7 protein-coding genes and 1 pseudogene are annotated in these 13,048 nt (G+C 74.5%); 7 read left to right on the top strand and 1 reads right to left on the bottom strand.

From position 1 onward, the window contains the following. Positions 1-86: 86 nt before the first annotated feature. A complete protein-coding gene (locus tag QFZ58_RS15980; RefSeq protein WP_307125586.1) occupies positions 87-2,867 on the top strand; it encodes an FAD-binding and (Fe-S)-binding domain-containing protein in 2,781 nt (926 codons plus the stop codon). 181 nt (positions 2,868-3,048) lie between these two features. Here QFZ58_RS15980 and QFZ58_RS15975 read toward each other — a convergent pair whose 3' ends face one another. Then, the gene (locus QFZ58_RS15975) at positions 3,049-3,981 is read right to left on the bottom strand and encodes a LysR family transcriptional regulator (protein ID WP_307125585.1); all 933 of its coding nucleotides are present in this window, start codon (positions 3,979-3,981) and stop codon (positions 3,049-3,051) included. Positions 3,982-4,120: 139 nt separating this feature from the next. On the opposite strand from QFZ58_RS15975, the pseudogene QFZ58_RS15970 reads away from it, so the two are divergent. The 6 genes and pseudogenes from QFZ58_RS15970 to QFZ58_RS15945 all read left to right on the top strand — a co-directional run. Further along, positions 4,121-5,107 (top strand): annotated as a pseudogene (locus tag QFZ58_RS15970) (DMT family transporter); the annotation flags it as partial. A gap of 560 nt (positions 5,108-5,667) precedes the next feature. After that, positions 5,668-6,474, top strand: coding sequence for a TIGR03084 family metal-binding protein (locus tag QFZ58_RS15965; RefSeq protein WP_307125584.1), 807 nt, complete (start codon positions 5,668-5,670; stop codon positions 6,472-6,474). Beyond that, positions 6,471-8,174, top strand: a complete 1,704-nt coding sequence (locus tag QFZ58_RS15960) for an acyclic terpene utilization AtuA family protein (RefSeq protein WP_307125583.1) — start codon at positions 6,471-6,473, stop codon at positions 8,172-8,174. The genes QFZ58_RS15965 and QFZ58_RS15960 overlap by 4 nt, the downstream gene beginning before the upstream one ends. Further along, positions 8,171-9,769, top strand: coding sequence for an acyl-CoA carboxylase subunit beta (locus tag QFZ58_RS15955; RefSeq protein WP_307125582.1), 1,599 nt, complete (start codon positions 8,171-8,173; stop codon positions 9,767-9,769). The genes QFZ58_RS15960 and QFZ58_RS15955 overlap by 4 nt, the downstream gene beginning before the upstream one ends. A 116-nt stretch (positions 9,770-9,885) precedes the next feature. Then, the gene (locus tag QFZ58_RS15950; RefSeq protein ID WP_307125581.1) at positions 9,886-11,820 is read left to right on the top strand and encodes a biotin carboxylase N-terminal domain-containing protein; all 1,935 of its coding nucleotides are present in this window, start codon (positions 9,886-9,888) and stop codon (positions 11,818-11,820) included. Further along, on the top strand, positions 11,817-12,977 hold the full coding sequence (locus tag QFZ58_RS15945; protein WP_307125580.1) for an acyl-CoA dehydrogenase family protein: 1,161 nt from the start codon (positions 11,817-11,819) through the stop codon (positions 12,975-12,977). The genes QFZ58_RS15950 and QFZ58_RS15945 overlap by 4 nt, the downstream gene beginning before the upstream one ends. Positions 12,978-13,048 lie beyond the last annotated feature (71 nt).

The following is a 13,048-nucleotide window of genomic DNA, read 5'->3' as shown; positions in this document are numbered from 1 at the left end:
TCGGCGCGGGCGTCGGTGTGCCGCCCCCCGCGCCCCGTCCGGCGAGCGACGACGAGCGGGGCGGCCGGCGACGGCATGCTGGACCCATGCCCGCCCCGCACTCCGACCTCGCCCGCCACCTCACCGCGGCCGTCCGCGGCGACGTGGACTTCTCCCGCACCGCCCGTGCGCTGACGACCATGGACGCGTCCAACTACCGCCGTGTCCCCCGAGGAGTCGTCGCCCCCCGCGACGCCGCGGACGTGGCCGCCGCCCTGCGCGTCTGCCGGGAACACTCCGTGCCGGTCGTGCCCCGGGGCGGCGGCACCTCCATCGCAGGGCAGGCCACCGGCACGGGAGTCGTCCTCGACTTCACCCGGTACATGCGCCGGATCGTCGGGCTCGACCCCGGTGGCCGCACCGCCGTCGTCCAGCCCGGCGTCGTCCTGGACGATCTGCGGGCGGCGGCCGCGCCGCACGGGCTGACGTTCGGGCCCGACCCCTCCACCCACAGCCGCTGCACGCTCGGCGGCATGATCGGCAACAACTCCTGCGGCTCCCACTCCGTGGCCTGGGGCACCACCGCCGACAACGTCCACGGCCTGCGAGTCCTGCGGTACGGGGACGGGACGGCCCTCGACCTCGGCCGCGGTCTCACCGGAGCGCCCCCGGGAGTCCGCGAGTTCGCCGACACCCACCGCGCCCTCCTGCGCACCGGCTTCCCCGCGCTCCCGCGCCGTATCTCCGGGTACGCCCTCGACGCCCTGCTCCCGGAGCACGGCGGAGACCTCGCCCGTGCCCTCTGCGGCAGCGAGGGCACCCTGGCCGTCGTCACCGAGGCGACCGTGCGGCTGGTCGAGGTCCCGAACGCCCGCGCCCTCGCGGTCCTCGGGTACGCCGACGAGACCGCGGCGGCCGACGCCGCCCCCGGCCTCCTCCCGTACCACCCGCTCACCGTCGAGGGCATGGCCGCCGACCTCGTGCGCCGGCCGGCCGGCCTGCCCCGCGGCGCGGCCTGGCTCTTCGTCGAGACGGGGGGCGCCACACCCGCCGAGGCGCACGCCCACGCGACCCGCATCCTGCGCGCGGCCGACGCCCTGGACGCCACCGTCGTCACCGAGCCCGCCGCGGTGCGGGCCCTGTGGAGCATCCGGGAGGACGCCGCCGGCACCGCGACGCGCATGCCCGACGGGACGGAGGCCTGGCCCGGCTGGGAGGACTGCGCCGTGCCGCCCGGGCGGCTCGGCCCCTACCTGCGCGACTTCCGGGCCCTGCTCGCCGCGCACGGACTGCGGGGGACCCCGTACGGCCACTTCGGCGACGGCTGCATCCACGTCCGCATCGACTTCGACCTGCTGAGCACGGACGGAGTGGCCCGCTTCCGCCGCTTCTCCGAGGACCAGGCCGACCTCGTCGTCGCGCACGGCGGGTCACTGAGCGGCGAACACGGCGACGGGCAGGCCAGGGCCGAGCTCCTGCCCCGGATGTACGGGGACGAGGTCGTGGAGCTGTTCACCCGGTTCAAGGACCTCTGGGACCCGGACGCCGGCCTCAACCCGGGCATGCTCGCCCGCCCTGCCCGGCTGGACGAGAACCTCCGCTTCGACGTGCTCCCGAAGCGGCCCGTCGACGTGACCTTCGGCTACCCGGACGACGACGGCGACTTCTCGGCGGCCGTGCGCCGCTGTGTCGGGGTCGCCAAGTGCCGCACGACGACGGCGGCGGGCTCCGGCGTGATGTGCCCGTCCTTCCGGGCGACCGGCGAGGAGGCCCACTCCACCCGGGGCCGCGCCCGACTGCTCCACGAGATGCTCGCCGGAGAGGTGATCGAGGACGGCTGGCGGTCCACGGAGGTGCGCGACGCCCTCGACCTGTGCCTGTCCTGCAAGGGCTGCCGCAGCGATTGCCCGGTGGGCGTCGACATGGCCACGTACAAGGCGGAGTTCCTGCACCACCACTACCGGGGGCGGCTGCGGCCCGCCGCCCACTACGTCATGGGCGGGCTTCCGCAGTGGCTGAGGCCGGCCGCCCCCTTCGCACGCGTCCTCAACGCCCTGGCGCGGCTCGCCCCGCCGGCGGCCCTCGCCAAGCGGCTCGCGGGGATCGCGCCGCAGCGGTCCATCCCGGTCCTGGCCCGGCAGACGTTCCGGGCATGGGCCCGCGCGCGCCGGGCACCGGCGGGGGGACCGGCCGTCATCCTCTGGCCGGACACGTTCACCGACCACCTCTCGCCCGAGGTCGGGCGTGCCGCGGTCCGTGTGCTGGAGGCGGCCGGCCGCACCCCCGTGTACCCCGCCGGCCGCGTCTGCTGCGGCCTCACCTACGTGTCGACCGGCCGTCTCGACCGTGCCCGCACGGTCATGCGCCGCACCCTGGACCGGCTGGGACCCACCCTCGGGGAGCCGGTCGTCGTCCTGGAACCCAGCTGCGCCGCCACCCTCCGTACGGACCTTCCGGAGCTCCTCCCCGACGACCCCCGCGCCGCCGGACTGGCCGCCTCCGTCCGGACCCTGGCCCAGTACCTGGAGGAGTACGCCCCCGAGTGGAACCCGCCCCGCCTGGACCGCCCGGTCGCCGGCCAGACCCACTGCCACCAGCACGCCGTCCTCGGGGACGCGGCCGAGCGCCGGCTCAGGGAGAAGGCGGGCCTCACGGGTGAGCTGAGCGGTGGCTGCTGCGGTCTGGCGGGCAACTTCGGCTTCGAGAAGGGCCACTGGGACGTCTCGGTGGCCTGTGCGGAGGACCGCCTCCTGCCGTCCGTACGGGAGGCCGGGCCCGGTACGGAGCTGCTCGCCGACGGCTTCTCCTGCCGCACCCAGCTCGACCAGCTGGCCGGCCGCCGGGCCCGGCACCTCGCCGAGGTCCTGGCGGAGGGCCTGGACGCGTGAGGCCGGCCCGCAGGCCCGGGTACCGCAGGGGTGGGGTGACAGGAGACGCCCCGTGAAGGAGACGCCCCGTGAAGGAGCCGCCCCGTGAAGGAGCCGCCCTCGGAGCGGGACACTCCTGAATGGCCGGCCCCGGTCGGTGCGCGGCCCCCCATGCCCGTAGGCGAAGCTCCCCTCCCCGCCGTCAGGTGGTAGCTGGGGGCGGTGTCCGGGGCGGTGTCCGTCCTTCGCGCGCGACGATCTCCCGGGCCAGCTCCACCAGGTGGGGCAGCGCGGGATGGCCGGGCCCGTCCCGGCGGGCCAGGAGGACGGGGAGCGGCGGGGCATCGTCCAGCGGCACGTACACGACCCCGGCGTGGGGGTGCATGCCGACGGTGGACGTGCCCGAGACCCCGCTGCCGCGTCCCGCCGCGATGGCGGTGAGCCAGTCGTCGGTGTTGGCGACGGTGAGCGTGGCGACGGGCCGGGCGTGCGGCGGCCAGAGGTCGAGGGTGGTGGCCCCGGAGACGGTGTTCAGGACGACGGCGTCCTGCGTCAGATCGCCCAGCGACAGTGAGGCACGGGCGGCGAGTGGCCCGTCGGCGGTGACGGCGGCCACCCGGTCCTCGGTGAAGAGGACCTCGGTGACGAGCCCCGGCGTCTCCACGGGCCCGCGCAGGAGCGCCGCGTCGACCTCGCCGCGGGTGAGCCCGGCCGTGCGGTCGTCGATGCGGAGCAGTTCGAGCGGGGTCCGCGGGTGGAGCCGCTGCCACGTCCGCAACAGCGGTGTGGTGTAGGGGCCGAACGCCGACCAGGCGTGCCCGAGCCGTAGGGGCCGGCGGCGGAGCCGTCCCGGGTCGAGGGCCTCGTCGAAGGCGCCGACGGCCGCGGCCGCCTTGTCGCGGAAGGCGACGCCGTCGGGGGTGAGGGCGAGGTGGTGGGTGGACCGGTCGACGAGCCGCACCCCCAGATGCCTCTCCAGGGCGGCGAGCGTACGGGAGACGACGGGCTGGGTCACGCGGAGGCGGGTGGCGGCCCGGGTGACGCTGCCCTCGTCCGCGATCGCCAGGAAAGCCCGCAGGTGCCGGACCTCGATTCCGCGTCCGCCACCCTGTTCCGTGCCCTGTCCAGTGCTCATGTCCGCCGAGCATAACGGGAGCGCAACCGGCATTTCCGGGGACGCGCACGGGTCTCTACGGTGAGGGGGAGGAAGCGTCCGGGCAGTACCGTACTGTGGATGCTCGGTACATTACAGTGAACTTTTCGAGAGGTCCCAGGTGAACGACCCGCGCAGCGCCGTGCAGCCCGCCGCAGCCGTCGCCGTACCCGAGGCGGTCTCCGCGCTCGACGAACCGGGTCACTGGCGGCCCGGCGGTGGCAGCCGCCGGGCGACGCTCGGCCCGGTGGCCCTCGTCGTCGCGGGCGGACTCTCCGTGCAGTTCGGAGCGGCGGTCGCGGTCCTGCTGATGCCGAAGGCGGGCGCGTTCGGCGTGGTCACCCTGCGCCTCGTCGCCGCCGCGCTCGTGCTGCTGGCCGTCTGCCGCCCGAAGCTGCGCGGGCACTCGCGGGCCGACTGGGGCACCGTGGTGGCGTTCGGCATCGCGATGGGCGCCATGAACACGCTCTTCTACCAGGCTGCCGACCGCATCCCGCTGGGCGCCGCCGTCACCCTGGAGGTCCTCGGCCCGCTGGTCCTGTCCGTGGTCGCCTCCCGCCGTCTGGTCAACCTCCTTTGGGCGGGCCTAGCGCTGTGCGGGGTCGTCCTGCTCAGCGGGATGGCGTCTCCCCTGTTCGGGCGGAGCGGGGAGCTCGGGGAGGGCTTCGACGGGCTGGACCCGGTCGGAGCGGCGTGTGCCCTGGGCGCGGGAGCCATGTGGGCGGCGTACATCGTCTTCAGCGCCCGGACCGGCCGGCGCTTCCCGCAGGCCGACGGGCTGGCCCTGGCGATGGTCGTGGCCGCGGTCCTCTCGCTGCCGCTCGGCATCATGGAGTCGGGCGCGGAACTCGTGGTCCCCTCCACGCTTGGCCTGGGCCTCGCCGTGGCCCTGCTCAGCTCGGTCCTGCCGTACACCCTCGAGCTCATGGCCCTGCGCCGCCTGCCCGCTCCCACGTTCGCCGTCCTGATGAGCCTCGAACCCGCCATCGCGGCCACCGCGGGCTTCCTCGTCCTCGATCAGGCCCTGTCCACGACCGACGCGCTGGCCATCGCCCTGGTCATCGGCGCGAGTGTCGGCGCCGTGCGCAGCCGGACGGCCGGGACGGCGTCGCCGCGCCGGGACGGGGCGGGGGAGGCACGATGGAAGGGACCGGAGGAAGGAGGCCTGTCCATGGGCTCCACCAAGGGAACCGACGAGTACGACGGCTTGTACGCCCACACCCCCTCGCAGGCCGAGGGAGAACGCGACGAGCCCACCGAACGCGGCCAGGCGGCCGAGACGCATCCCGACGTCTCCAGGACGGAACCCTCGCAGGCCGAGGGCGAACGTGCGGATTAGCCGCTGAGAGCGGACCGGCCGCCGGCGGGCGGCGTCCGGGGCCCGGGAAGCCGGGTGCCGGCGGTGTCACGCACGTGAAGTCCCGCTGACCGGAGGGCCGACGGTGCCGACGCGGTCGGTCCGCTCCGGCCGGCCGGGATGACGCCACCGCGTCCACGACGAGGCCGATTCTCGGCCCCTCGCGGGCGCGGGCGCGGCGACCGGTGGATCCCGCATCGCGCCCGCGCCGAGGTGCGGGCGGGCGATAAAATCATGCAAGCATGCTTGCTTGTTTCGCGGGTCGCTGCCATGCTCCAGGGCACACCGCCACGCCCCGAGGGGAGCGCACCGTGTCCGACGCTTCGGCCGTGACCGTCGCCGTGCTCGACGATCTGCGTCAGGAGAGCGACGAACTGGACCTGCTGGTCGCCGGGCTGAACGCGGAGGGATGGGCCCTGCCCACCCCCGCCGAACGGTGGACCGTCGCCCACCAGATCGCCCATCTCAACTGGACCGACGAGGTCGCCCTGCTCGCCGTCACCGACCCCGGGGCCTTCGCCGACGAGGCCGGCAAGGCGGCCGCCGACCCGGAGACCTTCGTCGACGAGGCGGCCGACGAGGCGGCGACCGCCCTGCCGCCCGAAGCGCTGCTCGTGGAGTGGCGGGAGGGGCGGGCCCGTCTGCAGGAGGCGCTGCGGGAGGCTCCCGCCGGGGCGAAGTTCCCCTGGTACGGACCGCCCATGAGCGTCGCCTCCATGGCCACCGCGCGGCTCATGGAGACCTGGGCCCACGGCCAGGACGTCGCCGACGCCCTCGGGGTGGCCCGGAAGCCGTCCGCCCGGCTGCGGCACATCGCCAGGATCGGCGTACGGGCGCGCGACTACGCCTACTCCGTGCGGGGCATGCAACCGCCCGCCGAGCAGTTCCGGGTGGAACTCCGGGCCGAGGACGGAACGTCGAGCGTGTACGGCCCCGAGGGCGCCCCCCAGCGGATCACCGGGCCGCTCCTCGACTTCTGCCTGCTCGTCACCCGGCGCGCCCACCGGGACGACCTCGCCCTCGAGGCCGTGGGCCCCGACGCCGACCGATGGCTGGACATCGCCCAGGCCTTCGCCGGCCCGCCCGGAAAGGGGCGCCCCAGGAAGGGGGAGCGGTGACCCGGCCGCTCCGTATCGGCAACGCCTCCGGCTTCTACGGCGACCGCTTCGACGCCGTACGCGAGATGCTCACCGGCGGCCCCCTCGACGTCCTGACCGGGGACTACCTCGCCGAACTCACCATGCTGATCCTGGGCCGCAGCCGGCTCAAGGACACGAACCGCGGATACGCCTCCACCTTCCTGCGGCAACTGGAGGAGAACCTCCACCTCGCGCACGACCGGGGCGTCAAGATCGTCACCAATGCCGGGGGGCTCAATCCGGCCGGACTCGCCGACGCCGTACGGCAGCTGGCCGGCAAGCTGTCCGTGCCCGTGCGCGTCGCCCATGTCGAGGGCGACAGCCTCCCCGTGCCCGACGGTCACCTCACCGCCAACGCCTACCTCGGTGGCGCCGGGATCGCAGCCTGCCTGCGGGCCGGGGCGGACATCGTCGTCACCGGGCGCGTCACCGACGCCGCCCTGGTCACCGGCCCGGCCGCCGCCCACTTCGGCTGGGGGCCCGGTGACCTGGACGCGCTGGCCGGGGCCGTCGTCGCGGGGCATGTGCTCGAGTGCGGCACCCAGGCCACCGGGGGCAACTACGCGTTCTTCGGCGAACACGACGTCCGCCGCCCCGGCTTCCCGCTCGCCGAGATCCACGCGGACGGGTCGAGCGTCGTCACCAAGCACGACGGCACGGGCGGTGTCGTCGACCTCGGCACCGTCACGGCGCAGTTGCTGTACGAGACCGCCGGCGCCCGGTACGCCGGACCCGACGTCACCGCCCGGCTGGACACCGTCACCCTCACCGGGGCCGGGCCCGACCGGGTGCGGATCGACGGCGTACGGGGCGAGGCCCCACCGCCCACGCTGAAGACCGGGCTCAACCGGATCGGCGGCTGGCGCAACGAGGTCGTCTTCGTGCTGACGGGCCTCGACATCGAGGCCAAGGCGCGGCTCGTGCGGGACCAGTTCGCCGACGCCCTCGCCCGCACGGAACGGCCACCCGCCGACGTGCGGTGGGAGCTCGCCCGTACCGACCGGCCGGACGCGCCCACCGAGGAGACGGGCAGCGCCCTGCTCCGGCTCGTCGTCCGCGACCAGGACGCCGAGGCGGTCGGGCGCGCGGTGTCCGGCGCGGCCGTCGAGCTGGCGCTCGGCAGCTACCCGGGCTTCCACGTGACCGCGCCACCGGGAAAGGGCGCTCCGTACGGGGTGTTCGAGGCCGGGCGGGTGCCCGCGGAAGAGGTGGAGCACGCGGCCGTCCTGCCGGACGGGCGGCGGGAGACCGTGCCGCCGGCCGGCCGGTACAGGGAACTGGAGGCGGTCGAGGAGCCCCCGCTCCCCGAGCCGCTGCCCGCCGGACCCACCCGTACCGTCCCGCTCGGCCGCGTCGCCGGCGCCCGCAGCGGCGACAAGGGCGGCGATGCCAACGTGGGCGTATGGGTCCGCACCGACGAGGCCTGGCGGTGGCTGGCGCACGAGCTGACCGTCGCACGCTTACGGGAGCTGCTGCCTGAGACCGCCGGGCTCACCGTCGTACGCCATGTCCTGCCGAACCTGCGGGCGCTCAACTTCGTGGTCCACGGCCTCCTCGGCGAGGGCGTCGCCGCGCAGGCCCGGTTCGACCCCCAGGCCAAGGCGGTGGGGGAGTGGCTGCGCTCCCGGCACCTCCCCGTCCCCGTGGCGCTGCTCGACCCACCGGAGGTGACCCCATGACCGTCCTGCCCACCGCACTCGACACCACCGGCCCCGAATACGCCGCCCACCGCGAGGCCATGCTCGCCAAGCTCGCCGAGCTCGACGCCGAGCACGCCAGGGCCCTGGCGGGCGGAGGCGAGAAGTACGTGGCGCGGCACAGGGAGCGCGGCAAGCTGCAGGCCCGGGAGCGGATCGAGCTGCTGGTCGACCCGGACACCCCCTTCCTGGAACTCTCCCCGCTCGCCGCCTGGGGCAGCGCGTACACGGTCGGCGCCTCGCTCGTCACCGGGATCGGCGTCGTGGAGGGGGTGGAGTGCCTGATCACCGCCAACGACCCGACCGTCCGCGGCGGCGCCTCCAACCCCTGGACGCTGAAGAAGGCCCTGCGGGCCAACGAGATCGCCTTCGCCAACCGGCTGCCCTGCGTCAGCCTCGTCGAGTCGGGGGGCGCCGACCTGCCCTCGCAGAAGGAGATCTTCATCCCGGGCGGGGCGCTCTTCCGCGACCTCACCCGGCTGTCGGCGGCCGGCGTCCCGACCGTCGCCGTCGTCTTCGGCAACTCGACCGCCGGCGGGGCGTACGTCCCCGGCATGTCCGACCACACCGTGATGATCAAGGAGCGGTCGAAGGTCTTCCTCGGCGGCCCGCCCCTGGTGAAGATGGCCACCGGTGAGGAGAGCGACGACGAATCCCTCGGCGGCGCCGGGATGCACGCCCGTACGTCCGGGCTCGCCGACCACTTCGCCGTGGACGAGCACGACGCTATCCGGCAGGCCCGGCGGATCGTCGCCCGCCTCAACTGGCGCAAGGCGCACCCCGACCCGGGGATCGCCGAACCACCGAAGTACGACGAGGACGAACTGGCCGGGATCGTCCCGGGCGACCTCAAGACCCCCTTCGACCCGCACGAGGTCATCGCCCGGCTCGTCGACGGATCGGACTTCGACGCGTTCAAGCCGCTCTACGGGGCCAGCCTGGTCACGGGGTGGGCCCGCCTGCACGGCTACCCGATCGGCATCCTCGCCAACGCGCAGGGCGTGCTGTTCAGCGAGGAGTCGCAGAAGGCCGCGCAGTTCATCCAGCTCGCGAACCAGCGGGACATCCCGCTCCTCTTCCTCCACAACACCACCGGCTACATGGTCGGCAAGGAGTACGAACAGGGCGGCATCATCAAGCACGGCGCCATGATGATCAACGCGGTGTCGAACTCCCGGGTCCCGCACCTGTCCGTGCTGATGGGCGCCTCCTACGGCGCCGGGCACTACGGCATGTGCGGTCGCGCCTACGACCCCCGCTTCCTCTTCGCCTGGCCCAGCAGCAAGTCCGCCGTCATGGGTCCCCAGCAGCTCGCCGGCGTCCTGTCGATCGTCGCCCGGGCGTCCTCCGCCGCGAAGGGCCTGCCCTACGACGACGAGGCCGACGCGGGCCTGCGCGCCATGGTGGAGCAGCAGATCGAGTCCGAGTCCCTGCCCGTGTTCCTGTCGGGGCGGTTGTACGACGACGGGGTCATCGACCCGCGTGACACCCGGACCGTCCTCGGGATCTGCCTGTCCGCGATCCACACCGCACCGGTCGAGGGCGCCCGCGGCGGCTTCGGCGTCTTCCGGATGTGAGGCGGCCCCCTCGCGGCCGAACAGCCGCCGCTCCCGCGGAGGTGGCCGCTCGCCGTGGGAGCCCCTCGACCGACGGTTGCGGTGTCCTAGTGGAAAGAGCTTCTCCTGTGCCAGCCATGATTCGTACGCTCCTGGTGGCCAACCGGGGCGAGATCGCCTGCCGGATCTTCCGCACCTGCCGCGAGCTGGGCATCTCCACCGTCGCCGTGTACTCCGACGCGGACGCCGGCGCCCTGCACGTGCGGGAGGCCGACACCGCCGTACGCCTCCCGGGGGCGGCGGCCGGTGACACCTACCTGCGCGGCGACCTGGTGGTGGCCGCCGCCCTCGCGGCGGGCGCCGACGCCGTGCACCCCGGGTACGGCTTCCTCTCCGAGAACGCCGGGTTCGCCCGCGCCGTGCGGGACGCGGGGCTCGTCTGGGTGGGCCCACCGGTCGAGGCCGTCGAGCTGATGGCGTCCAAGACCCGCGCCAAGGAGCTGATGGCCGCCGCGGACGTACCGCTCCTGGCCCCCGTCGACCCGGCGGGCGCCACCGCCGAGGACCTGCCGCTGCTGCTCAAGGCGTCGGCCGGCGGGGGCGGGCGCGGGATGCGGATCGTCCGGGACCTCGGCGAGCTGCCCGGGGAGCTGACGGCGGCGGTCGCCGAGGCCACCGCCGCCTTCGGGGACGGCGAGGTCTTCGCCGAGCCGTACGTCGAACGCGGCCGGCACGTCGAGGTCCAGGTCATGGCGGACGCCCAGGGCACGGTGTGGGCGCTCGGCACCCGCGACTGCTCGCTCCAGCGCCGCCACCAGAAGGTCATCGAGGAGGCTCCCGCCCCCGGCCTCGGCGACGCGCTCCGGCAGGAACTGCACGACGCCGCCGTCGCCGCCGCCCGGGCCGTGGGCTACCGGGGCGCGGGGACCGTCGAGTTCCTCGTGTCGGCCGAAGGACGCCCGTACTTCCTGGAGATGAACACCCGGCTCCAGGTCGAGCACCCGGTCACGGAGGCGGTGTCCGGGCTCGACCTCGTGGCCCTGCAACTGCGCGTCGCGGAGGGGGAGCCGCTGCCCGCCCCCGCACCCCCGCCGCTCCGCGGCCACGCGGTCGAGGCAAGGCTCTACGCCGAGGACCCCGCCCGTGACTGGCAGCCGCAGACCGGAGCACTGCTCACCCTGGACGTACCGGAGGGGCCCGGCCTGCGCCTCGACACCGGGTACACCGGCGGCGACACGGTCGGGGTGCACTACGACCCGATGCTCGCCAAGGTCATCGCCCACGCACCCACCCGCGCCGAAGCCGTACGCCTCCTCGCCCGCGCCCTGGAACGCGCCCGCATCCACGGGCCGGTCACCAACCGCGACCTGCTCGTCCGGTCCCTGCGCCACCCGGACTTCGCGGCGGCGCGCCTGGACACCGGTTTCTACGACCGGCACCTGGCCACGCTCACCGCCCCCGTCCGCGAGGACGACCGCCGCCTCGCCGCCACGGCCGCCGCCCTCGCCTCCGCCTCGGCCCCCACCCGCTTCGGTGCCTGGCGCAACCTGCCCTCGCAGCACCAGACCAAGCGCTACCGCGTCGAACCCGACGGGGCCGAACACGAGATCGCCTACCGCACCGGCCGGGACGGCCCGGCACCCGTCACCGGCGAACGGGTCACCACCGCCGGGCCCGGCCGCGTCGGCCTTGAATCGGGCGGCGTCACACGGCACTTCACGATCACCCCGCACGGCGACCGCGTCCACGTCGACGGCGCCCGCGGCTCGTACACCTTCACCGTCCTGCCGCGCTTCACGGACCCCACCGCGCGCACCGAACCCGGCTCCCTGCTCGCACCCATGCCCGGCACCGTCGTCCGCCTCGCGGACGGGCTCGCGCCGGGTGCGGCCGTCGAGGCCGGGCAGCCCCTGATCTGGCTGGAGGCGATGAAGATGGAGCACCGCATCCTCGCCCCCGCCGCCGGCATGCTCACCGCGCTCCACGCCGCACCCGGTCTCCAGGTGGAGGTCGGCACCCTGCTCGCCGTCGTACAGGACGCCCCCGTGCGCCAGGAGGAGACGAAACCATGAGCACCGTCCTCGAAACCGAAGAGCACAAGGCCCTCCGCGCCGCCGTGGCCGCGCTCGGCAAGCGGTACGGCCGGGACTACATCACCGCCCTGGCCCGCGAGGGCGGACACCCCCGGGAGCTGTGGGCGGAGGCCGGCAAGCTCGGCTACCTCGGGGTCAACCTCCCCGCCCGGTACGGCGGCGGGGGCGCCGGCATCGCCGAACTCTCCATCGTCCTGGAAGAGCTCGGCGCGGCCGGCAGCCCCCTGCTCATGATGGTCGTCTCCCCGGCGATCTGCGGCACGGTCATCGCCCGTTACGGCACCGAGGCCCAGAAGCGGGCGTGGCTGCCCGGACTCTCCGACGGGACCCTGACCATGTCCTTCGGCATCACCGAACCCGACGCGGGCTCCAACTCGCACCGCATCACCACCACCGCCCGCCGCGACGGCGGGGGCTGGGTCCTCACCGGCCGCAAGGTCTTCATCTCCGGCGTCGACGTCTCCGACGCCACCCTCGTCGTCGGCCGCACCGAGGACGCCCGCTCGGGCAGCCTCAAGCCCTGCCTCTTCATCGTGCCGCGCGAGACCCCCGGCTTCACGCGCACCCCCATCGACATGGAACTGCAGGCTGCCGAGAAGCAGTTCGAGCTGGTCCTCGACGACGTACGGCTCCCCGCCGACGCCCTCGTCGGTGACGAGGACGCGGGCCTGCTGCAGCTCTTCGCCGGACTGAACCCGGAACGCATCATGACCGCGGCGTTCGGCATCGGGATGGGCCGGTACGCGCTCGGCAGGGCCGTCGAGTACGCGGGCACCCGCCAGGTGTGGAAGGCCCCCATCGGCGCACACCAGGCCATCGCGCACCCGCTCGCCGTCGCCCACATCGAGCTGGAGCTGGCCCGGCTCATGATGCAGAAGGCGGCCGCCCTCTACGACAGCGGCGACGACGCCGGCGCCGGCGAAGCCGCCAACATGGCCAAGTACGCGGCCGGCGAGGCCTGTGTGAAGGCCGTCGACCAGGCCGTCCACACCCTCGGCGGCAACGGGCTCACCCGCGAGTACGGCCTCGCCTCCCTGATCACGGCCTCGCGTGTCGCGCGCATCGCTCCCGTCAGCCGGGAAATGATCCTCAACTACGTCTCCCACCGGACCCTCGGCCTGCCGAAGTCCTACTGAAGGTTCCCCGGGAAGCCGGCCTCCACCTCCCGCTGGGCGCGGAGCGCCTGGCGCGGCCGCTCGCGGCGTTG

The organism is Streptomyces sp. B1I3 (assembly GCF_030816615.1).
Lineage (GTDB): Bacteria > Actinomycetota > Actinomycetes > Streptomycetales > Streptomycetaceae > Streptomyces.
This window is presented reverse-complemented; position numbering and strand designations above follow the sequence as displayed.

Bases quoted from the DNA above. Each gene is read 5' to 3' on its own strand.
- QFZ58_RS15980 (WP_307125586.1), top strand. From the start codon at position 87: ATGCCCGCCCCGCACTCCGACCTCGCCCGCCACCTCACCGCGGCCGTC.
- QFZ58_RS15975 (WP_307125585.1), bottom strand. From the start codon at position 3,981: ATGAGCACTGGACAGGGCACGGAACAGGGTGGCGGACGCGGAATCGAG.
- QFZ58_RS15955 (WP_307125582.1), top strand. From the start codon at position 8,171: ATGACCGTCCTGCCCACCGCACTCGACACCACCGGCCCCGAATACGCC.
- QFZ58_RS15950 (WP_307125581.1), top strand. From the start codon at position 9,886: ATGATTCGTACGCTCCTGGTGGCCAACCGGGGCGAGATCGCCTGCCGG.
- QFZ58_RS15945 (WP_307125580.1), top strand. From the start codon at position 11,817: ATGAGCACCGTCCTCGAAACCGAAGAGCACAAGGCCCTCCGCGCCGCC.